This is a genomic window from Labrenzia sp. 5N (assembly GCF_012395805.1).
GTDB classification, from domain to species: Bacteria; Pseudomonadota; Alphaproteobacteria; order Rhizobiales; family Stappiaceae; genus Roseibium; species Roseibium algicola.
Window position 1 is genome coordinate 11,618 of the sequence record NZ_JAAZTM010000013.1, and the last position, 21,677, is coordinate 33,294.

Here is a 21,677-nt window from a genome sequence, read left to right on the forward strand (position 1 = left end):
AAAAGAGAATATATTGCGAATATTAACAGTATGATTTGGAAGCTGTTCCGAATTCTTTCGCCAATATTTGCCTGAAAATAACTTTATGCGATGAAATTAAGCTTTCGTTCGCTCCTTGTCCTTACCCTACGTTCGGTTTTGATCGTTGGCTGAATGGGCCATCTGAGGGGGGCACGAATGTTCTCAGGCATGCGTTTGTCGAAAAAGATTCCGGCGCTGGTTTTGGGCGCCGCTGCGGTGGTTGGCATCGGTGTCGGTGTAGAAAGCTACCTCACGTCTTCTGTGATCGTGAAAGAACTGACGAAGGAACGCCTTCAGACGGCTGCCGAGACTGGCGAAAAGGAAACAGTCGCCTATCTGCAGGCGATCGAACGCGAGCTCATTCTGACGGCTGAGCACCCTGGCACAGCAGCCGCTGTCCAGGATTTCGCCTCTGTTTGGGATTTCTGGAAAATGTCCGGCGGCAATCCGCAGGAAGAACTGCAAGCTGCGTATATCACCGGCAACCCGCATCCGACCGGCGAGAAACACAAGCTCGACCGGGCCGAGACCGGGTCGGCTTACGACGAGGTGCACGCCAAATATCACCCCTGGTTCCGAAAACTGCAGCAGGACCAGGGTTATTACGACGTGTTCCTGTTCGACGCCAAGGGCAACCTCGTCTACACGGTTTTCAAGGAACTGGATTACGCCACGAATTTCGAAAAGGGTGGTGGCCAGTGGGCGGATACCGACCTCGGCGAAGTCTACCGCAAGGCGATGGCGATCACCGCAGAGGACGAAGTCGCCTTTGAGGATTTTGCCGCCTATAAACCGAGCTTCGACGCCCCTGCCAGCTTCATGGCGCACCCGATTCACGCGAACGGTGAAACGGTTGGTGTTCTGGCCTTCCAGATGCCGATCGACAAGATCAATTCTCTCATGAGCAGTGGTCTCGGGCTTGGAGAAACCGGTGAATTGGCTTTGATCGGCGAAGATCGCATGATGCGCAACGATACGCCGCTCACTGCCGACAAGAACGATATTCTGGCTACGGAACTGAGTGGGCCCGTCATCGACAAGGCCTTCGCGGAAGGCAGCGCCTTCGGCATGAATACCTATTTCGGCGACAAGCTGATGGACGTTGAAGCCGAGAAATTCACCTACCAGGGCAAGAACTTCGCCATCGTCGCCATGCAACCTTATGCAGAAGCCGTTACCCCGCTGACAGATATGCGCAACCGGATGGTCCTCGCCGGGCTCGCCTTGCTTGCGATTGCCGCTGCCCTTGGCTTCTTTGCAGCGCGCTCCGTAACAAAGCCGATCAACATGGTGGTCTCCGCCATGAACCGGCTTGCCGATGGGGACACACGCGTAGATACGGACGGTTCCGAGCGGGGCGACGAGATCGGCGACATGTTCAAGGCTGTGGCGATTTTCAAGGAAAACGCCATTCAGCGCCGTCATCTTGAAGACCAGGCCCGCAACGAACGTGACAGGGAACGCCAGCGCCAGGCTTTCCTGGAAGGGGTGATCGCGGACTTCAAGTCGATCATGACTGATCGCCTGGCAACCGTGTCCGACCAGATGGAACGGATGCGCGATGCTGCCACAACGCTGGAAGACCTGGCATCAAATGCGAAGTCTGAATCCGATCAGGCAGGTCACGCCTCCATCAGTGCTTCTGAAAACGTCGCCGCCGTTGCCGCCGCAACAGAAGAAATGACGGCCACGGTTCAGGAAATCGCCAACCAGACCGAAGCCACCACCCGCATCGTTCTGGAGACCGTGGAAGCGGCGGAACAGACCAACCGCAACGTTCAGACGCTGTCGGAAGCCGCCGAGCATATCGGCAGCGTGGTCAATCTCATTCGCGATATCGCCGAGCAGACCAATCTTCTGGCGCTCAATGCCACCATTGAGGCAGCCCGTGCGGGGGAAGCCGGTCGCGGTTTTGCGGTCGTGGCGTCGGAAGTCAAACAGCTTGCAGAGCAGACTTCCAAGGCGACGGACGAGATTTCCGGTCGGATTTCAGGCATCCAGTCCTCGGTTCGCGATGCAGCGGGTGCCATCGAGCACATTGCCGAGAAGGTGTCCGACATCAAGAACCTGACCAGTTCCGTGGCAGGGGCTATCGAGGAACAGCGGGCGGCAAACCAGGAAATCGCGCGCTCGGCCCGTTCGGCCAGTGACAGTACAGGCAATGCTGCCAGCAGCATGTCGTCTGTTTCCGGTGCAGTTGAACAAACGTCGACTGAAGCCGGATCAGTCAACACTGCGTCCGACCTGGTTTCGGAGGCAAGCGACAGCCTTGCCCGCGAGGTCGAGAAGTTCCTGGCGGACGTCACGAAGGACGTAGAGGACCGGAGACGTTCGGTGCGCAAGGCGATTTCCGAGGATGTTGCCATCACGTTCGCGGACGGTCGCAAGCGCACCGCGCAGCTGATCGACGTCAGTGTCACCGGTGCGCAGATCCTGGATATGACCGATCTGCCGATCGGCGAACGGATGACGCTGGAATTCCTGGATGGCACCGTGCTGCAAGGCAAGGTCGTGCGCCAGACAGGAGCAGGCTGCGGCGTGGAATTCGCCGAACAGCTAGCAGAAAGCCACATTCTCATCGCCGCATAAGATGGCAATCTCAGGAAACGAAAAGGGCGCCTGTCGGCGCCCTTTTTTTGTTGACGAAAGCCCTTGGCTCACCGATCCCGGATCTTCGCTTCGCTGCGTCCGGGATGACGGATGAGGGGGAAAGGAACAGTGCCGCTGGCGCCTTTTCCCTGTCCTCATCATGCACGATCCTAATCCTGAGGAGGGCCAAAGCCCGTCTTGAAGGATGGGCTACTTGCTCAGTCTCAGTTGCTTGAGCCTACCCAGCGTCCCGTTGGGCAATCCAGTCGTGATCCGGATGGTTCTGGAAGCGCCACTTGCGCATCGGGCCGGCCATGACGTTCAGATAATACATCTCGTAGCCGTAGGGCGCGCCGCAGGGGTGATGGCCCTTGGGGACCAGCACCACGTCGCCATCGGCAACAGCCATTGTCTCGTCCAGCTCGCTGTCCTCGGTGAAAACGCGCTGGAACCCGAAACCCTGTTTCGGGTTCAGACGGTGGTAGTAGGTCTCTTCCAGATAGGTCATGTCCGGAAAGTTGTCTTCGTCGTGCCGGTGCGGCGGGTAGGACGACCAATTGCCCTGGGGTGTGAACACTTCCGTCACTAGCAGGCTGTCGGCGATATCGCTTTCTTCCATCGCAATCGGGTGGATATAGCGGGTGTTCGCACCCTTGCCGCGTTCCACCTGGCCGATGTCCGTGATCACACGGGCCTTGTAGTTGCCCTTGCCGGGGGCAGTGCAGACCGCCAGGACGCAGTCGGTTGTCGCCGTTGCGGACCAGCTGCTGCCGTTGGGCACATAGACGCAATGCGGCTTCTTGCGCTCGAACACGCTCATCCGGTCGCCCAGCTCACCAAAGCTTTCATCTCCAGCGGAAATTGACGCCTTGCCTTCCACGAGGACAAGGATGACTTCCTTGTCACCGGTTTCTTCCGATGCAGACTGTCCCGCTTCCAGGTGATACAGGCCGAAGCCGACATAGCCCCACCTGGCGCTTTCAGGCGTGATGTCGTGCACCTTGCCGGAGGTGCCGGACGGTTTGACGAGAAGATGGCTCATGTCAAATCCACTTCCTTTGCGAGTTGCTTGAGGGTCTTGAGGCCGAGGCTCTGATACTGGAACGGATTGCGGACTTCCGGGTCCTGCTCTGCCTCGATAACGATCCAGCCTTCGTAGCCGGTGTCCTTCAGGATCTTTAGAAGAGGTTTGAAATCAACGCCGCCTTCCTCGTCACCCGGTACGGTGAAGACGCCGGCACGGACGCCGTCCATGAAGGACTTCTTGTCTTCGCGGATATTCTTCATCACGGCAGGCCGAACGTTCTTGGCATGGAAATGCTTCACGCGGGCAGCGTGTTTTTCCAGAACCGGCGCCGGATCCTGACCATTGCTGCCGAAATAGCAATGACCGGCATCGAACAGCAACTTGGTCGCCGGGCCGGTGGCATCCATGAAGGCGTCGATTTCCGCCGGTGTCTCGACCACAGTGCCCATGTGGTGGTGGTAGACAAGGTCGATGCCCTGGCTTGCACAGAAGGCGGCAAGTTCCTCGATTTTGGCGCCGAAGGTTTTCATTTCTTCTGCGGTCAGAACGGGGCTGGTGTTGATGTCGACCTGAGAGCCCTGAATGGTGTTGGAGGTCTCGCAGGCAATGCAGACCTTGCAGCCATTGTGCTTCAGCTTGTCCAGATGCGGCTGGATCGCCTTCTTTTCGTCCTCGACCGACTGGGCAAGCAGGTTGAGCGAGTACCAGCCGGAAATGAACTTGAGCCCATGGCCGCCCAGAAGCTGTTTCAGCTCTTCCGGATCGTTGGGCCAGCGGTGGCCGTTCTCGATACCGTCGAAGCCGATTTCGGAAGCTTCCGACAGGATCTGCTCGGTCGGAATATGTGCGCCAAGGGTCTGGTCGTCATCATTGGCCCAGGCGATCGGGTTGGTGCCGTAAAGGATCATGGCTGTTGTCCTGTAACGCATTGGTGCGTTGGAGTTGATCGTAACTTTCGAACCTCATCCTGAGGAAGCGCTTCAGCGCTGTCTCGAAGGATGGGCCACTTGTTCGGTATATGCCGCCCATCCTTCGAGACGGACCTGACGGTCCTCCTCAGGATGAGGTGTGACTGGGTGGAAAAGCTGGGCTGGTGTTCTGCATTCCCCTCAATCGACCAGGTTCTGGTGCTTCAAAGCGTCGACATAGCCCTCACGGGCCTTGTTGACTTCGGTCCGCTCAGAGACCTCCGGCACGGCGACGTCCCACCAGTGACCGCCACCGTTCTCACCCGGCCCGTGCATCGGGTCCGTATCGATGACGATTACGGTCGGAATGGCCCGGTCCTTCGAGGCGAGGATCTGCGCTTCCAGGTCGGCGATGTCCTTTGCCTTTACCGCGTGGGCGCCCATGGCGGCCGCGTGGGCGACGAAGTCGATCACCGGCTGCGCCTCGACATTGCAGTCCTTGTAGAGGTTGTTGAACTGGTTGCCACCGGTGCCCATCTGCAGCCGGTTGATGCAGCCGTAGCCCCGGTTGTCGGTGAGCACGACCGTGAACGGCACCCGCCTCATGACGGCGGTCGCAAGTTCCGAGTTGGCCATCATGTAGGACCCGTCACCGACGAAGCAGACGACATCCCGCTCCGGCTGCGCCAGCTTGATGCCCATGGCACCGGCAATCTCGTAGCCCATGCAGGAATAGCCGTATTCCATGTGATAGCCACCCTGCGGCGCCTGCCACAGAAGCTTCAGGGCGCCCGGCATGGTGCCGGCCGCGCACATGGCGATGGTCTTTTCCGAAGACGTCCGCTGCACCGCGCCGATGACTTCGGCGTCGAGCGGCAGGTAGCCTTCGGGCACATCGGTCCGCGCACTGCAGTGGGCATCGACCTTCGCCAGCCAGTCAAGACGGGACTGCGGATTGAAAGCCGATTTTGTCTCTGAGCCAAGGGTCGCTGAGATCTTCTCCAGCGACACCTTGGCATCGCCGATGACACCGACGGCGCCATGCTTCAGGGCGTCGTAGCCCTGGACGTTGATGGAGACGAGCTTGCGGCCCGGTTCCTTGAAGAGCGCCCAGGAGCCGGTGGTGAAGTCCTGGAAACGGGTGCCAATGCCGATGACGAGGTCCGCGCTTTCGGCAATCTCGTTGGCGCAGGCCGAGCCGTCGACCCCGGCAGTGCCGAAGTTCATCGGATGAGACTGCGCCAGCGCCGACTTGCCCGCCTGGGTCTCGATCACTGGAATGCCGTGCCTGGTCGCAAACGCGCCGAGGGTTTCCTCTGCCTGCGAGTAGATCACCCCGCCGCCGCAAACCAGAACCGGGTTCTTTGCGGATTTGATGAGGGCGACAACATCGGCGATGTCCCGGCTGTCGGGTTCCGGGCGACGGATGCGCCAGACCTTCGGCTCGAAGAAGCTTGCCGGATAATCGAAGGCTTCTGCCTGCGTGTCCTGGCAGAACGCCAGGGTCACAGGGCCGCAATTGACCGGATCGGTCATCACGCGGAAGGCGCGCGGCAGGGCCGTCAGCAGGTGTTCCGGGCGGCTGATGCGGTCGAAGTAGCGCGATACCGGACGGAAGCAGTCATTGACCGAGACCGTGCCGTCGTCAAAATCCTCCACCTGCTGCAGCACCGGGTCCGGCGCGCGATTGGCAAAGACATCGCCGGGGATCAGCAGAACGGGAAGGCGGTTGACATGGGCAAGGGCTGCGGCGGTTACCATGTTGGTGGCGCCGGGGCCGATGGACGAGGTGACGGCCATTGCCCGTGTGCGTTTCTTGGCCTTGGCATAGGCGATAGCCGTATGGGCCATGGTCTGTTCGTTCTGGCCGCGCCAGGTCGGCAGGGCGTTGCCGGCCTGCTCCAGCGCCTCGCCCAGACCGGCAACATTGCCATGGCCGAAGATCGCCCAGACACCGTCGATGAAACGCTCGCCGTCCTCGGTCATCTGCGCGGAGATATACCGCACCATGGCCTGGGCGGCGGTGAGACGGATCGTGCTCATGCGGAAATTCCCTGGAGTTCGTTGACGTGTGCCTCGGTTCCGGCTTCTGTGCGCGCCGTGTCCCAGATGCTGCACAGGCGGGCGAAGCGGCTCACCATGTCGGCGACGGCAGCTTCGTCTGTCAATTCACCTGCCAGCCATTTGCGGGCTGCTTCGGCAAAAATCGTGCGGCCGACCGCAAAGCCCTTGACCAGCGGGAAGCGGGCCGCTTCGGCAAAGCTCGCGGCGAGTTCCTCTTCCGGGGCATCAAGACCGAGTACCACGATGCCGCGGGTGTGAGGGTCGTTTTCGGAAATCGCGTCGCAAGCCTTCGCCCATGCTTCCGACGAGGTCATGGGTTCCAGCTTCCACCAGTCCGGATAGATGCCGATCTCGTAGAAACGGCGGATGATATCTGCCGTGGTGTCGGCATCAACCGGACCAACCTTGGAGGGGATGATCTCCAGCAGCATTTCCAGCCGGTTGCGGCGGCAGGCGGCAAACAGCCGCTTCAGGACATCTTCCTGCTCGGCCTTCATCGCGTCGGTGTCATGCGGATGATAGAAGCACAGCACCTTGACCACATGCTCCGTCGGCCATTCGGCCAGGCCGCCGAAATCCGGACCGATTTCCGGTTCCAGTGTCAGTGGCCGGGAGGTAGGCCACTCCACCGGATGACCGATCCAAAGCCCGGTTCCGGCGGCCCGATAAAGCGCCTCGCGGCCGTGTCGGCTGTCGCACAGAATGCCATAGCCCGGCTGGCCGTCTGCGACCGAAAGTGCCGCGTCGAGGCAGAGTTTCTTGAACGATCCGATCCGCTCGTGACCGGCATTTGCCGTATCGGCCATCTGTTCGAGCTGAATACGGTGGTCGAAGGCAAAGACACGCATGGTCGACCAGTTGCCGCCGTGCAGCCGATGCCGGTTTGTGGACCAGTGGATCTGTTCCAGTTCCGGGTCCTTGCGCAGGGCCTTGTCCTTCACGCCCCGTTTCAGGAAGAACTGCAGCTCCTCCCAGCTCGGATAGGCCGGCGTGCAGCCGTGCCGGGAGACGGCAAACGCGCCGCATGCGTTGGCATAGGTCAGGGCCGTGACCCAGTCCTCGCCGGTGATCCAGCCTTTCAGCAGCCCGGACATGAAGCCGTCGCCGGCCCCCAGAACGTTGAACACCTCGATCGGAAATCCGGGACCGGAAATGCCCTCGTCGAGGCTGTCGGGAATCGTGCCTTCGAAGGCAGTTGCCCCCATCGGTCCACGCTTGCAGACCAGCGTCGCCCCCGACACTTTGCGCACATTGCGCAGTGCCTCGACCGTGTCCGTGGTTCCACCGGCAATGTGGAATTCTTCTTCCGTGCCCACGATCAGGTCGAACAGATGCAGGCTCGATTGCAGCTTGGCCGTCACCTTGTCGGAGGCAATGAAGCGGTTCTCGCCGTCGCCGTGCCCTGACAGGCCCCAGAGGTTGGGGCGGTAGTCGATGTCAAGCGCGGTACGGCTGCCGTTTTCGCGGGCAAGCCTCAGTGCCTTCAGAACGGCAGCTTCCGTCTGCGGATGGCTGAGGTGCGTGCCCGTGGCGACCACGGCCTTGGCCGAGGCAATGAACGCGGGATCGATGTCATCTTCGCCAATAGCCATGTCGGCGCAGTTCTCGCGGTAGAAGATCAGCGGGAACTGCTCCTGGTCGCGGATGCCGAGCAGCACAAGCGCGGTGAGCCGCTCCCTGTCGGTGATTACGCCTTGTGTGTCGACACCGTGCCGTTCCAGTTCCTCGCGGATGAAACGGCCCATGTGTTCGTCACCGACACGGGTGATCAGCGCGGATTTCAGGCCGAGCCGAGCCGTGCCGCAGGCCATGTTGGTGGGCGAGCCGCCGATATACTTGTTGAAGGACGCCATGTCCTCCAGACGGCCGCCAGCCTGGGCTCCGTAGAGGTCGACCGACGAGCGGCCTATCGTGATGACATCGAGTTTCTTCACGTGCACATTCCGTTTTTGATTCAGCCCGTCAGATGGTGCCGCCGAGGGAACCTTCCAGTTCCGCCAGTTCCTGGCCACCGGCCATCAGGTCCTGAAGTTCTTCCGCTTTTATGTCTCCGCGCTCTGCGGTGCCAAGCGTCTTGCCGCGGTTGAGTACCGTGAACCTGTCGCCCACGGCCATGGCATGGCGCACGTTGTGGGTGATGAAGACAACACCGATGCCTTTTTGGCGGACCTTGTCGATCGTCGCCAGCACGTTGGAGGTCTGGCGCACACCCAGGGCAGATGTCGGTTCGTCGAGGATCAACACCTTGGCCCCGAAGAAGACGGCGCGCGAGATGGCGACCGTCTGGCGTTCACCGCCCGACAATGTGCCGACCGCCTGGTCAGGCGAGCGCAGGTGAATGCCCATCTTGGCCATCTCGGTCATGGTGACTTCGTTGGCTTCGGAAAAATCGAAGAACTTGAACGGGCCGAAGCGCCTTTGCGGTTCGCGGCCCATCCAGAAGTTCCGGGTCACCGACATCAGCGGGATCATCGCCAGGTCCTGGTAGACGGTCGCGATGCCGGCTTCCATGGCGTCCCGCGGACTGTTGAAGCTGACTTCCTTGCCTTCCATCAGGATCTTGCCCTTGGTCGGCTTGTGGACGCCGGACATGGTCTTGATGAAGGTGGACTTGCCCGCGCCGTTGTCGCCCAGAAGGCAGTGGCATTCGCCGGCCTTGACGGACACGGAGACACCATTGAGGGCGATCACCGGGCCGAAGTGTTTTTCGATATCGACGAGTTCGATGAGGTTGTCGGACATCTTAGCGTTCCCCCGTGATCATGCGGCGGATGTAGGTGTTGAGGATCACGGCGAGCAGCAGGATAACGCCGAGGAAAACCCGGAAAAGCGAGCTTTCGACCCCGGCGAAGAAGAGGCCTTGCTGAACAACGCCGAAGATCAGTGCACCAAGCGCCGCGCCTACCACCGAACCGTAGCCGCCGGTGAGAAGTGCGCCGCCGATCACCACGGAAATGATGGCTTCGAATTCCTTCAGGAGGCCGCGGTCGGCTGCGGCCGAGCCGAATTCCATCACCTGACAGGTGGCGAAAATAGTGGCGCAGAAGGCGGAGAACATGAACATCAGGATCTTGACCCGGTTCACGGGCACGCCGACATAGCGCGCTGCCTGGGCGTCGCCGCCGGCGGCGAAGATCCAGTTGCCGAAGCGGGTGCGGGTGAGCAGGATATGGCCGAACACGATCAGGATGATTGCCCAGATCATCAGCATCGGAATGCCTTCGACCACCGGCAGTCCTGCTTTCGGGCCGGCAACGAACTTGCCGACAATGCCGAGATCGGCCAGCCAGACAAAGAGGCCGGAAAAGACCTTGCCGCCGAAAAGCCATGCGATGGGATCACCTTCCGCCGCTTCACGCACGCCGCCGATGATGGTCTTGCGGGTGGTGGCGATGGAAATGAAGATCGTCAGACCGCGCAGAATGTAGAGAAAGGCGAGGGTGACGATGAAGGAGGGCAGGCCGGTCTTGATGACCAGGTATCCGTTGAGCCCGCCAATGGCCAGCGCCATGGCAAATGCGACCAGGATACCGAACCATGCGGGGAACCCCCACTGAACAGTGAAGAGCGCGATGATGACGCCGGAAAAGCCGATCATCGAGCCGACGGAGAGGTCGAACTCTCCCGCGATCATCAAAAGGCAGGCGCCGACGGCGATGATGGCGAACTGGGCAGAGACTGTGCCCCAGTTGATGATGCCTTCCGGGGCAAACATGCCGCTGTCGCTGGCGATGCCGAGGAAGAACATGAATACGAGAATAGTGCCGCAGATCGCGCCCAGCTCCGGGCGGATCAGGGCCTTGCGCATGGGCGACATTTCGCGGATGCGCTCGTCTTTCCGAGGGGCGGCTGCCGATTGTGTCTCAGCCATAGGTCTCCTCCTGCGTGCCGGGGTGGCCGGCCGCGTCCAGTATGCGGCCCGGCCGCAGAACAGTGTTCTGGAATTCAGCGCTTACCCTTCGGGGTGCGCGAGCGTGTCAGTTGCAAGGGAGAGGCGGAGGGCCGCCTCTCCACAGGGCCGCGCCTGGCGGCCCTTCAGCTTAGCGGTATTCGCCGGCGTATTTTTCCACCAGGGCAATGTTGCCCTTGGTCACGAAACCCGGGCCGGAGTTGATGGAGTTGCCCGGAACCACGCCGTAACGAGCCAGGTTCGTCAGGATGACGACCGGCAGGTAGCCCTGCAGGTAAGGCTGCTGGTCGATGGCAAAGGCGATCACGTCACCCTTGATGGCTTCAGCGATTTCGCCGGAAAGGTCAAAGGTGCCGAAGTGGATGGTGCCGGACTTGCCCATGTCTTCCAGCGCAGCCAGCGTCGGATGCGCAGAGGTCGGGCCGAGGGTCAGGACACCATTGGTGTCCGGGTTGCCCTGCAGGTAGGCCATGACCTTGGACTTGATTTCAGCCGGGTCCTGGCCACTGTCGATCATCTGGCCGCCCAGTTCGACGCCCAGTGCATCAGCATAGCCCTGGCAACGTTCAACCGAAGCCGGGTTGGTGATGTAGTGGTTCACACAAAGGAAGCTGGTGACGCCGGCCGCCTTGGCCTTTTCACCTGCACCCTTGCCGGCATCGTATTCCGGCTGACCGACATGCATCAGAGCGCCGATTTTCTTGGACTGCTCTTCAGTGCCGGAGTTGATGGTGATGACCGGAATGCCCTTGGCAACCGCGTTGGACAGCGGGCCGCTCAGAACGTCGTAGTCGGCGATCGTCGCGATGATGCCGTTCGGGTTGGACGCAGCAGCCTGTTCGATGATGCGAGCCATGTCGGCAAGATCGCCTGTCGGCGGGTTGCGGTATTCCACTTCAACGCCCATCTGGCCACCGGCAACGGTGATGGCGTTCTTGATCGTGTTCCACCAGCTGTCGCTGTCCGGTGCATGGCTGACCAGAACGAAACGTTCGCCATCAGCGGAGGCCGGAGCGGCAAGGCCGGTAAAGGCAACGGCGGCAGCCGCCATTGCAATAAGTGTCTTCTTCATGGTGTTCCTCCCAGAACGTGGACCGCGGGCCTCGAACAATCCCACCCGCGTCATCAGAAGTCTGTGGCGGCTCGGGATCGCCGTTGCCGCATTTGGAATATAAATTCCATTTTTATCGAAGCGCAACAGATTTTTTCCAGAAAGATCACAGCCTGTTCCGTTGAGCCCCCACGGAAACGGCCAGGGCAATGGCCAGGGAGAGACTTGCGGACAGCGCCCGGAACGCGCCTACGTCCAGTTCCGAGACCAGTAGCTGGATTGCTTTCAGGCGTGCGAGCGGGCTGGTCACGACATCCGTAATCGCGACAATGTCAGCGCCGCTGGCACGGGCCTTGGTGGCCATGTCGATGGTCATTTCCGTGTACGGGGCGAAGGTCACCGCGATGACCGCGTCGTTCGGCCGGATCAGGTGTTCCATGTTGATGTTGGCGATGCCTGAATGGAGAACCGCCGGCACGTCCATCTTTTCGAAGGCATAGGCAAGATACGACGTGACCGGGAAGGCCCTGCGGAAGCCGATCATGTGAATCGTTTCGGCCCGGGCCAGCACATCGACTGCCTGTTGAAGCGCGGTCGGGTCGACGGTTGTCAGTAGGTTTTCCAGAGAAGAACGGCCAACCTCGACGAATTCGGCCAGGAGCGCAGAAGGGGACTCGGTGCCGTGCTCGCGCAGTTTGGCGAGGCGGGTGGCGTAGTCCGGCCATTTCTGGGAATAGTCCGAGCGGAACAGTTTCTGCATTTGCGAAAAACCGGAAAAGCCCATTTCCTGGCAGAAACGCATCACGGCGGACGGCTGAACGTCGGCGCCTTCGGCAAGTTCGGCAACCGTGGAAACCGCCACCTTGTCTGGGTTGGCCGCGATGTAGTTCGCGAATTGTTTCAGGCGCTTGGGGAGTCTTTCGGCGGTGCTGCCGAGCCGGGCAAAAAACGCATCGATCGACTGCGGCGGCGCAAGGATTTCGGCGGTGGCGAGATTGGGTTCATTTTCTGGATCGGGCGAGGCGTCATTCATTGTCTTCTTCTTTTCCGGCTTGACACATTCCGTCGAAAATGATTTTGGAATTTTTATTCTAAATTGGCAAGCGCTGGTTCAAACCGCTCTGCCACATGTCATCCGGGAGGAAGTATCATGGCCGTCAATGTCGCCCTGCTTGGGGCTGGACGTATCGGTAAAGTGCACGCAAAGGCCGTTGGCGCGGCCGCCGGTGCGACGCTCGTCGCTGTTGCGGACGCCTTCCCGGAAGCCGCCGAAACGCTTGCAGCCGCCTATGGCGCCCGTGTCAGCACGATCGACGAGATCGCTGCCGCCGGCGATGTCGACGCGGTGATCATCTGCACGCCGACCGACACCCATGCCGATCTGATCGAGAAGTTCGCACGCGCAGGCAAGGCGATCTTCTGCGAAAAGCCGGTCGATCTGTCGCTGGACCGGGTGAAAGCCTGCCTGAAGACGGTAGAAGACCTTGGCGCAACCTTGATGTTGGGGTTCAACCGCCGTTTCGATCCGCATTTCCGCGCCGTGCGCGCAGCCATTGACGAAGGGCGAATCGGCGACGTGGAAATGGTGCAGATCACCTCGCGCGATCCGGGTGCACCGCCGCCATCCTACATCACGTCGTCCGGCGGCATCTTCCGTGACATGACCATCCATGATTTCGACATGGCCCGGTTCCTGCTCGGCGATGAAGTCACGACCGTCTACGCGACGGCGTCGGTTCTGGTCGATCCGGAAATCGGCAAGCTCGGCGATTACGACAGCGCCATGGTGGTGCTGACGACGGCGTCCGGCAAGCAATGCTCCATCTCCAATTCCCGCCGGGCAACCTATGGCTACGACCAGCGCATCGAAGTGCATGGCTCCAAGGGTGTGGTGAGTGCGGAAAACCAGCGTCCGGTATCCATCGAAGTGGCAACCGAAGCCGGGTACACCCGTCCGCCGTTGCATGATTTCTTCATGACCCGCTACACGGAAGCCTATGCGGCTGAAATCACCGCTTTCGTCGAGGCTATCGAAACCGGTAGTGCGCCGTCACCGAGTGGCGAGGACGGATTGAAGGCACTCGCCCTGGCGGAAGCTGCCCTCAAGTCCATCGCCGAACGCCGCGCCGTCGGCATGGACGAAGTCTGAGCGTCAGAACCACTATGACCTCATCCTGAGGAGGACCGTCTGGTCCGTCTCGAAGGATGGGCGGCGCACTCATGAGCAAGCAGCCCATCCTTCGAGACAGCGCCAAGGCGCTTCCTCAGGATGAGGTTAAAGGGCGGAACGGTCCGCTTCGTCACCTCAGGGAGGATCGGATTACATGACAAGTCTCGGTATCGGATTGATCGGCACCGGTTTCATGGGAAAGTGCCATGCGCTTGCCTATGGTTCGGTGAAAGCGGTGTTCGGCGATGTGCCGGCGACCCGCCTGGAAGTGCTGTGCGATGTTCCTGCAGAAAAGGCAGAAGCCTTTGCCGACCAGTTCGGCTTCGCAAGGGCAACGAGCGACTGGAAAGATCTGATTGCGGATCCGAAGGTCGATATCGTCTGCATCACCACACCCAACAAGGTGCACAAGGAAATGGCGCTTGCCGCGCTCGAGGCCGGCAAGCACGTGCATCTGGAAAAACCGATGGCGCTTAGCCTGGAGGACGCCAGACAGATGCTGGCTGTTGCCGAAAGAACAGGTGCGAAGACCATCGTCGGCTACAACTACCTGCATAATCCGGCGATTTCGCATGCCCGCAAACTCATCGCGGATGGCGCCATCGGCCGGATCGTGCATTTTCGCGGCATGGTCGATGAAGACTACCAGGCTGATCCAAACCTCGCCTGGACCTGGCGGGCAACCAAGGCCGATGCCGGCCTCGGCACGCTCGGCGATCTTGGCTGCCATCTGATTTCGCTCGCAACCGCACTCGTCGGACCGGTCGAAAGCCTGGTCGCAGAGACAAGAACGGTTCATGAAACACGGCCCATGGGCAATGGCTCAAGCGAGCGGCGTCCGGTTGAAAACGAAGACATCGCTTCTGCACTGCTGACCTTCGAAAACGGTGTCCATGGTGTTGTCTCGACCTCGCGCAGTGCCTGGGGCCGCAAGAGCTACATCGGCTTCGAGGTGCATGGAACGGAAGGCATGATTACCTTTGATCAGGAGCGCATGAACGAACTCCGTCTCTATCAGAACCGGGGCGAGCTTGCCGAACAGGGTTTCAAGACGTTGCTCAGCGGGCCAGCTCATCCGCCGTACGGGCAATTCGTTCCGGCCGCCGGCCATCAGCTCGGGTTCAACGATCTGAAGGTGATAGAGGTTCATGAGTTCCTGACGGCGATTTCAGAAGGGCGCAATGCCGTGCCGTCGTTCCGGGAGGCGCTTCATTTTGAAGCGGTCATTCATGCGATTGCCGAGGCTGGAGAGACGGGCACCCGGGTGCGGGTCTCCAGAGCGGACTGACGCCGACAGCATCCCACTGTCTATCGCTCACTTTATTGTTCAATGGGCGCGAACAGGCCGGTTCCTGTTCGCGCCCTTTATCTGTTGCGGATGATCCCTATAAACTCTTGAGAATACAGACCGTTGGTTTGCCTTGCCTGGCGGGCCTTGCCGGCTCTGCGGGCTTACTCAGATCCGGGAGATCCTCTTGGCCAAGGTAATCGTTTTCTTTGCCCACCCACGACCGCACAGGTCGGAGGTGAACCTGCCGCTGTTTGAAACCGCGCGGTCGATCAAGGAGATCACAACCGTCGATCTTTATGCGGACTATCCGGATTTCAGCATCGATATCGACCGGGAACAGGACCGCCTGCGGGCTCATGACGTGGTTGTCTTCCAGCATCCGCTTTACTGGTATTCGGCTCCCGCCATCATGAAAGAGTGGCAGGATCTGGTTCTGGAACATGGCTTTGCCTATGGTCATGCCGGCAAGGCATTGCATGGCAAGGTGTTTCTGAACGCGGTCACGACCGGTGCCAAACCGGATGCCTATTCGCAAACGGGCATGAACCATGCCGAGTTGCGCAGCTTGCTGGGCCCATTCGAAAAGACGGCGGATCTGTGCGGCATGCGCTACCTTGCGCCCTTTGCGCTGTTCGGGGCCGGGCGAGCACTGGAGGAAAACCGCTTTGAGGCCCACCGCCATGCCTATGGAAAGCTTCTGAATGCTTTGGTCCGCGATCAGCTGGATCTTGCAAAGGCGGCCGTAGCGCCGGTGCTGCCGGATGACCTGGATGCGTTCCTGCTGGCAGGGGAGACGGTTTGATGGCGCTGCTCAGCGAAGCCTTCGTCTATCTGTGCGCGGCCGTCATCGCGGTGCCGATTGCCAACCGGCTTGGTCTTGGCTCCGTGCTTGGTTATCTGATCGCCGGTGTGGTGATCGGGCCTGTCATCGGCATCGTCGGGTCGGAAGCGGCCGACGTGCAACATTTTGCAGAATTCGGCGTGGTTATGATGCTGTTCCTGGTCGGGCTGGAACTGCAACCCGCCATGCTCTGGAAAATGCGCCAGCAGCTTGTCGGGCTTGGCGGCTTGCAGGTTGTCGGGACAGCGCTCATCTTTGCCGCGGCCGGTCTGGCGTTCGGTCTTCACTGGCAGAGCGCTTTGGCGCTCGGCATGATCCTGTCGCTTTCCTCCACCGCCATCGTCTTGCAGACCCTCAACGAGAAGGGCTGGCTGAAAACGCAAGGTGGGCAGAGTTCCTTCTCGGTATTGCTGACCCAGGATATCGCGGTCATTCCGATGCTGGCACTTCTTCCGTTGCTTGCCATCAGTGGCCATGGCGGGGAAGGAGCCGCGGACGGGCATGGCGAGAGTGCCGGTCATGGTGGTGAAGCTCTGGCGGCCTTGCCGGGCTGGGCACAGGCTCTTGTCATTCTGGCTGTTATTGCCGCCATCATCCTGGCAGGGCGTCATCTGCTGCGGCCTGTCTTCCGGTTCATAGCCGAAGCACGCCTGCGGGAAATCTTCACGGCAACCGCGCTGCTGCTCGTAATCGGCATCGCCCTGGTCATGGATTTTGTCGGCCTGTCGCCGGCACTCGGAACCTTTCTTGCCGGGGTTGTCCTGTCCGACAGCGACTATCGTCATGAGCTGGAAAGCGATATCGAACCCTTCAAGGGCCTGTTGCTTGGCCTGTTCTTCCTGACGGTCGGGGCGGGGATCGATTTCGACCTGCTGTTCGGTGCCCCTTTATCGATCCTTGGACTCGCGCTCGGCTTGATGGCAGTCAAGTTTCTGGTGCTGTTCCTGCTTGCAGCCCTCTTTCGCCTCACAGGGCCAGATCGGTGGCTGTTCGCGCTCGGGCTGGCACAGGCAGGGGAATTCGCTTTCGTGCTGTTCGGATTTGCCTCGGGCAGCGGGGTGCTGGAACCATCGCTGATCAAGACCATGACCCTGGTGGTGGCGATTTCCATGCTGCTGACACCCGCGTTGTTCATCTTCTACGAAAAAATCGTCGCTCCACGGGCTCTGGCGAAAGCGGATCGGGAACCGGATGTCATCGACAGGCGCGGCCGGGTTGTTGTCGCGGGCATGGGCCGGTTCGGCCAGATCGTCTCGCGACTGCTGCTGACCAGTGGCTATGACGTGATCATTCTCGATCATGACCCGCAGACGATCGAAAACCTGCGCAGGATAGGCATTCGAACCTTCTATGGGGATGCGACCCGGCCGGACCTTCTGCACGGTGCCGGGCTGGACGATGCCGACCTCTTCGTTGCCGCGCTTGATGATCGCGACAAGCAGACCGAACTGGTGGAACACGTTGCCAAGACCTATCCGAATGTCCGGATCCTCGCCCGTGCCCGCGACCGGCATCATGTCTACGAACTGGAAAATGCCGGTGCTCATTGTGCCGAGCGAGAGGTCTTCGAAGGGGCCCTGGCGCTTGGACGCCAGGCCTTGACCGAGCTAGGGTACCATCCGTTCCGGGCGCGCACCAAGGCGAGGGAATTCCGTCATCACGACATTGCGATGCTCGATGACCTTCGCGAGAATTTCAACGACGGTGGCGTCGACACTTCCTATATCGATGCCATGAGGGCGCATTCCGAAACCCTGTTCGAAATCATGCAAGTCGACAGGGGTGGTGATCGCCCTGAAGGATCGGAGCGTGGCTGGACGCCGCCCCCAAAGGGCGATGCGACGCTCTGACGGGAGGCGGAAAGCAGCGTTCCGACAAAAGAATGAGGTTTCCCGGTGGTAACCACTGCCTTTTCCCGGCTGGCAGCGGCTCCTATATGCGGGGCAAGACAGACAATGGCGCCAGCCAGACACGCGGCTGACTGCGCCGGAACAGGAACCAATCATGACTTCGCAAGACACCGACACAACCGGCCTCGATGATGTGTTGCAGATCGACATTGTTTCCGATGTCGTCTGTCCGTGGTGCATCGTCGGCTTCAAGCAGCTCGAACAGGCGATCGCACGGACCGGCGTTACGGCCGCCATCAAATGGCATCCTTTTGAACTCAATCAGGATATGGCTGCCGAGGGAGAGAACCTGCGCGAACACATCATGCGCAAATACGGCTCCAGCGCGGAGCAGTCCCAGGCGGCGCGGGACCGGCTGACGGACCTTGGCGCGAGCCTTGGTTTCGAGTTCAACTTCACCGACGACATGCGCATGGTGAACACCTTCAAGGCGCACCAGCTGATCCATTGGGCCGGTGAGAGCCGCAAGGAACACCAGTTGAAGATGGCGCTGTTCCAGGCCTATTTCGGCGACCGGAAGGACCTCAATGACAATCAGGTTCTGGCGGATGTGGCCGAAAGCATTGGCCTCAACCGGGCCGAAGCCCTTGCCGTTCTGGAAGACGGCCGCTTTGCCGAAACCGTTCGTGCGGAAGAAGCCTTCTGGACCGGCAACGGCATTCACGGCGTTCCGGCTGTCATCTTCGAGCGTCAGCACCTGGTATCAGGCGCACAGGGCGTCGACAATTTCGCGGCCATCATCACCGAGCTGACGAAGGGCAAGGCGGCCTGACGGCACAGCCTTGGAGATAACCTGTAGATCGTCCAATTTCTTCGTCATGCCATAGCTACCATGGCATCCACGCCGTTCCGTTCCCGCTCCACAGGCCTCAGTTTGAGGCACTGTCTCGGCATGGATTGCAGGATCAAGTCCTGCAATGACGGGGTGGAGGAAGAGTTCGGTTATCTAACCACTCTCAGGGTAGAACCAACTTTGCCTTACAGCTTTTCGAACAACACCCCTGCAGCTTCGATCCGGCCGGCAGGTGTGTCGGCAGGCTCGGTGCCGTAATTTGTCCAGATCCTCAGGCCATCGGTCACACGGCAGCGGACGCCGCCGGCAAGGTCGAGCGTGTCGATCCCGGCTTCTTCGCACAGCATGGTGTAGAGGCGCTTCAGCACGGTTTCGTCACCCCAGCCGCCGACATAGACGAGATGTTCCTGGCGGTAGGCGGCGGGTTGGCCGTCTTCCAGTTCCAGGATAACTTCGCCAGCACCTTCCAGTTCCTCGCGGTAGCCGGTGAAGGCGCCGCCGCCCTTGAGCGGCATCGGCATATCCGGGCGCAGGCTTTCGACCCGTGAGACCGCAAGGTCGAGCCCGGGCATGTCTGGTGGCAATGGCACGGGAATGACCATGTCGGCGTTGCGGGCGGCTGTGCGCGGGCCCAACACCACCAGTGCTTCGGTTTCGGCAAGCACCTGTTTCAGGTCCTGCGGCACGTAGATCAGGCCAGGCAGGGCAATGATCTTGTAGCCGGAAAAGTCGCGGGTTTCGCCGCGCAGGATATCGACCGAAAGCCCGAGCTTGCGCAGCGCCTTGTAGGTGTCGAAAACAAGCTGGAAATAGGAAAGCTCCTTGCCGTGCGGCTGGGTGGTCCAGGCGAAATCCGCGTCATAGTCGAAGATCAGTGCAACAGGTGCCTGTGGGGCCGAGACGTCAGGCGCATCGCGCAATTCGTCGGCGACTTTGCGGGCTTCGAGCAGCGCCGGCGCATCGGCATTGTCCGGGCGCAGCATGCCGGCATGCATCTGTTCCTGCGCGAAAGGCGCCTGTCGCCAACGGAAGTAGCACACGGCCTCGGCCCCATGGGCATAAGCCTCCCAGGCCCAAAGCCGCATCATGCCCGGCAGAGGAGCCGGATTGTGGGGGGCCCAGTTCACCGGTCCCGGCTGTTGTTCCATCACCCACCAGCGGCCCTTGCCAACGGCACGGTAGAGATCGTGGTGGAAGGCCTGGAAGTCCGGATCGCCCTGGCGCATGAAGGCTCGCTGATGGGCGTCATCCGCGCCGACACGGTCTTCCAGAAAACCGAGCGGGTAGCTGTCCCATGTCGCGATCTCGAGATCGTCGCTGACCTTGAAGTGGTCGAAATCCGTTACCCGGCCCATGTAGTTGTGGCTGATCGGTGCGCTGGAATGCGCCCGGATGATATCGACCTGGCGCTTGTTGAAGGTAACCACCTGATCGGAGGAGAACCGCCGGAAGGCAAGCGTGTGCGAGGGGTTCGGTTCGGTTACGGTCAGGTTCGGCAGGTCGATCTCGTCAAAGGAGAGATACTCCATAGACCAGAACACGTTGCCCCAGGCGCGGTTGAGCGCCTCGATGGAGCCGTAGCGGCCCTTCAGCCAGACCCGGAACGCCTTTCGGGCAGCATCCGAATAGGAGAGAATCGTGTCGTGGCAGCCATATTCGTTGTCGGTCTGCCAGGCGGCGACATGCGGATTGTTGCCGTAGCGCTCGGCGACAAGCTTCACGATCCGGTCGCTCTCCTGGCGAAAGCCCTCGTGCGAAAAGCAGTAGTGGCGGCGGGAACCAAACTTGCGGGGATTGCCGCCGGCATCGACGGCGACCATGTCCGGATGCTTGTCGACAACCCAGCGCGGCGGCGTTGCGGTCGGTGTGCCGAGCACGACCTTCAACCCTGCACTGCCCAAGGTCTCGATGGCCCTGTCCAGCCACTCGAAGTGCAAGTCATCGGGGCGAGGCTCGAGGCGCGACCAGGCGAATTCACCGATGCGGATCCATGTCAGCCCGGTCTCGGCCATCCGGCGGGCATCAGCTTCCCAGATTTCTTCCGGCCAGTGTTCCGGATAATAGCAGGTGCCGAGAGTGCGTTTCATGATGGATGCTCACTGCTTGATGGTTCGGCAACGCTCATCCGGATGGTGAAGCGTTGCCACATATTCCGTGTCATCCCCGCGAAGGCGGGGCCTGAGGACCCTTCAAAGGTCCACTGAACTTGCATTTTGTCCCGGTGCTCCCAAAACTTTGCCCGGGAGATGGACGGCGGACCTGTTAGAGCAAGACCCTGTGCTCGCTCTGTCCACGAACCTTCACTTGCGCGAAATAGGTCTTGCCTTCGTGCTCGCCGGTAAGACCTTCGGCGGCGGATGTGGCAAAGAGCGTCTGCAAATCCGCCCCGCCGAATGCCGGGCAGGAAATCTGTTTTGCAGGCATGGAAACAGCCTCGGCAAATTTCCCGTCCGACGTATAGCGCGCTACGTGGTTCGCCCCCCAATGGGCGTTCCACAGGAACCCCTCGCTATCGACCACGGCGCCATCCGGATTGAACCCGTCGGCGGACAGATCGACGAACAGGGACGGCGCACCTGCTGGCCAGCCCTCGGCGTCCAGGGCGACCTTCTGAATGGTCAGGGTGTCGGTGTCGGCAAAATAGGCTGTCTTGCCGTCCGGCGAAAAACAGATCGCGTTGGAAATGGTGATGTCGGAGAACAGCTTGCGCAGCTCTCCCTTGTAATATCGGTAGATCGATCCGGCGTTCTTTTCGGCGCCAAGGCCCATGGTGCCGATCCAGAAACCTCCCTTGTGATCTGCCCTGCCGTCGTTGGACCGGGTGATTGCGTTGTCGGCCTCCAGATCGCAGATCTTTGCGGAGGCATCCGTTTCCAGATTGAACAGGAACAGCTTCGAAGAGCTGGCGATCAGGAGTTCGGTCCGACTGACCCAGCCTGCGGCAGAAACATATTCATCGAACTGCCAGGTCTTTTCCGTGCCGTTGTCACGGCTGAGCAGGCGCTTGTTGAGAATGTCGAACCAGAACAGCTGCTGGCGTTCGGGATGCCACAACGGGCCTTCGCCAAGGGTGCACTGGCGCTCGTCGAAAACTGTGCTCAT

At 60.5% G+C, this 21,677-nt stretch carries 16 protein-coding genes; 6 read left to right on the plus strand and 10 right to left on the minus strand.

The window, feature by feature from the left end:
- Positions 1–189: 189 nt before the first annotated feature.
- Positions 190–2,610, plus strand: a complete 2,421-nt coding sequence (locus HEP89_RS12640) for a methyl-accepting chemotaxis protein (RefSeq protein WP_209014663.1) — start codon at positions 190–192, stop codon at positions 2,608–2,610.
- A 238-nt stretch (positions 2,611–2,848) separates the two neighbouring features.
- Here HEP89_RS12640 and iolB read toward each other — a convergent pair whose 3' ends face one another.
- The 8 genes from iolB to HEP89_RS12680 form a co-directional block, all read right to left on the minus strand.
- The gene (gene iolB, locus HEP89_RS12645) at positions 2,849–3,652 is read right to left on the minus strand and encodes a 5-deoxy-glucuronate isomerase (RefSeq protein ID WP_077291827.1); all 804 of its coding nucleotides are present in this window, start codon (positions 3,650–3,652) and stop codon (positions 2,849–2,851) included.
- Complete coding sequence (gene iolE, locus HEP89_RS12650; RefSeq protein ID WP_168692176.1) at positions 3,649–4,545, minus strand: myo-inosose-2 dehydratase; 897 nt, start codon at positions 4,543–4,545, stop codon at positions 3,649–3,651. The genes iolB and iolE overlap by 4 nt, the downstream gene beginning before the upstream one ends.
- 201 nt (positions 4,546–4,746) lie before the next feature.
- Complete coding sequence (gene iolD / locus HEP89_RS12655) at positions 4,747–6,588, minus strand: 3D-(3,5/4)-trihydroxycyclohexane-1,2-dione acylhydrolase (decyclizing) (protein WP_168692177.1); 1,842 nt, start codon at positions 6,586–6,588, stop codon at positions 4,747–4,749.
- Positions 6,585–8,543 carry a 5-dehydro-2-deoxygluconokinase gene (gene iolC / locus HEP89_RS12660; RefSeq protein WP_168692178.1) on the minus strand — a complete coding sequence of 653 codons (1,959 nt, stop codon included), beginning with the start codon at positions 8,541–8,543 and terminating at the stop codon, positions 6,585–6,587. The genes iolD and iolC overlap by 4 nt, the downstream gene beginning before the upstream one ends.
- 28 nt (positions 8,544–8,571) lie before the next feature.
- The gene (locus tag HEP89_RS12665) at positions 8,572–9,351 is read right to left on the minus strand and encodes an ATP-binding cassette domain-containing protein (RefSeq protein ID WP_023003004.1); all 780 of its coding nucleotides are present in this window, start codon (positions 9,349–9,351) and stop codon (positions 8,572–8,574) included.
- A gap of 1 nt (position 9,352) precedes the next feature.
- Positions 9,353–10,480 carry an ABC transporter permease gene (locus HEP89_RS12670; protein WP_031270286.1) on the minus strand — a complete coding sequence of 376 codons (1,128 nt, stop codon included), beginning with the start codon at positions 10,478–10,480 and terminating at the stop codon, positions 9,353–9,355.
- Between the two features lie 169 nt (positions 10,481–10,649).
- Complete coding sequence (locus HEP89_RS12675) at positions 10,650–11,591, minus strand: sugar ABC transporter substrate-binding protein (RefSeq protein ID WP_023003006.1); 942 nt, start codon at positions 11,589–11,591, stop codon at positions 10,650–10,652.
- A gap of 145 nt (positions 11,592–11,736) precedes the next feature.
- Positions 11,737–12,603, minus strand: coding sequence for a MurR/RpiR family transcriptional regulator (locus HEP89_RS12680; protein WP_077291829.1), 867 nt, complete (start codon positions 12,601–12,603; stop codon positions 11,737–11,739).
- Positions 12,604–12,720: 117 nt separating this feature from the next.
- Here HEP89_RS12680 and iolG point away from each other — a divergent pair, with 117 nt between their 5' ends.
- The 5 genes from iolG (at position 12,721) to HEP89_RS12705 (ending at position 18,554) form a co-directional block, all read left to right on the plus strand.
- Entirely contained in the window at positions 12,721–13,719 is a 999-nt protein-coding gene (gene iolG / locus HEP89_RS12685; protein ID WP_077291830.1) for an inositol 2-dehydrogenase, read from the plus strand.
- Between the two features lie 175 nt (positions 13,720–13,894).
- The gene (locus HEP89_RS12690; RefSeq protein ID WP_077291831.1) at positions 13,895–15,028 is read left to right on the plus strand and encodes a Gfo/Idh/MocA family oxidoreductase; all 1,134 of its coding nucleotides are present in this window, start codon (positions 13,895–13,897) and stop codon (positions 15,026–15,028) included.
- Positions 15,029–15,215: 187 nt separating this feature from the next.
- On the plus strand, positions 15,216–15,833 hold the full coding sequence (locus tag HEP89_RS12695) for an NAD(P)H-dependent oxidoreductase (RefSeq protein WP_077291832.1): 618 nt from the start codon (positions 15,216–15,218) through the stop codon (positions 15,831–15,833).
- The gene (locus HEP89_RS12700) at positions 15,833–17,722 is read left to right on the plus strand and encodes a monovalent cation:proton antiporter-2 (CPA2) family protein (RefSeq protein ID WP_077291833.1); all 1,890 of its coding nucleotides are present in this window, start codon (positions 15,833–15,835) and stop codon (positions 17,720–17,722) included. The genes HEP89_RS12695 and HEP89_RS12700 overlap by 1 nt, the downstream gene beginning before the upstream one ends.
- 154 nt (positions 17,723–17,876) lie before the next feature.
- Complete coding sequence (locus tag HEP89_RS12705) at positions 17,877–18,554, plus strand: DsbA family oxidoreductase (RefSeq protein WP_062487180.1); 678 nt, start codon at positions 17,877–17,879, stop codon at positions 18,552–18,554.
- A 206-nt stretch (positions 18,555–18,760) separates the two neighbouring features.
- Here the strand turns inward: HEP89_RS12705 and HEP89_RS12710 are convergent, their stop codons facing one another.
- Together HEP89_RS12710 and HEP89_RS12715 are read right to left on the minus strand one after the other, a co-directional pair.
- Positions 18,761–20,662 (minus strand): beta-galactosidase, encoded by a 1,902-nt coding sequence (locus HEP89_RS12710; protein ID WP_168692179.1) that lies wholly within the window; start codon positions 20,660–20,662, stop codon positions 18,761–18,763.
- A gap of 175 nt (positions 20,663–20,837) precedes the next feature.
- Complete coding sequence (locus tag HEP89_RS12715; RefSeq protein ID WP_062487184.1) at positions 20,838–21,677, minus strand: SMP-30/gluconolactonase/LRE family protein; 840 nt, start codon at positions 21,675–21,677, stop codon at positions 20,838–20,840.

Coding starts and splice junctions, on each gene's coding strand:
- HEP89_RS12715 (WP_062487184.1), bottom strand. CDS start 21,677: ATGAGCACAGTTTTCGACGAGCGCCAGTGCACCCTTGGCGAAGGCCCG.
- iolG (WP_077291830.1), top strand. CDS start 12,721: ATGGCCGTCAATGTCGCCCTGCTTGGGGCTGGACGTATCGGTAAAGTG.
- HEP89_RS12680 (WP_077291829.1), bottom strand. CDS start 12,603: ATGAATGACGCCTCGCCCGATCCAGAAAATGAACCCAATCTCGCCACC.
- HEP89_RS12640 (WP_209014663.1), top strand. CDS start 190: ATGCGTTTGTCGAAAAAGATTCCGGCGCTGGTTTTGGGCGCCGCTGCG.
- HEP89_RS12690 (WP_077291831.1), top strand. CDS start 13,895: ATGACAAGTCTCGGTATCGGATTGATCGGCACCGGTTTCATGGGAAAG.
- HEP89_RS12670 (WP_031270286.1), bottom strand. CDS start 10,480: ATGGCTGAGACACAATCGGCAGCCGCCCCTCGGAAAGACGAGCGCATC.
- HEP89_RS12665 (WP_023003004.1), bottom strand. CDS start 9,351: ATGTCCGACAACCTCATCGAACTCGTCGATATCGAAAAACACTTCGGC.
- iolD (WP_168692177.1), bottom strand. CDS start 6,588: ATGAGCACGATCCGTCTCACCGCCGCCCAGGCCATGGTGCGGTATATC.
- iolB (WP_077291827.1), bottom strand. CDS start 3,652: ATGAGCCATCTTCTCGTCAAACCGTCCGGCACCTCCGGCAAGGTGCAC.
- HEP89_RS12705 (WP_062487180.1), top strand. CDS start 17,877: ATGACTTCGCAAGACACCGACACAACCGGCCTCGATGATGTGTTGCAG.
- HEP89_RS12700 (WP_077291833.1), top strand. CDS start 15,833: ATGGCGCTGCTCAGCGAAGCCTTCGTCTATCTGTGCGCGGCCGTCATC.
- iolE (WP_168692176.1), bottom strand. CDS start 4,545: ATGATCCTTTACGGCACCAACCCGATCGCCTGGGCCAATGATGACGAC.
- HEP89_RS12710 (WP_168692179.1), bottom strand. CDS start 20,662: ATGAAACGCACTCTCGGCACCTGCTATTATCCGGAACACTGGCCGGAA.
- HEP89_RS12675 (WP_023003006.1), bottom strand. CDS start 11,591: ATGAAGAAGACACTTATTGCAATGGCGGCTGCCGCCGTTGCCTTTACC.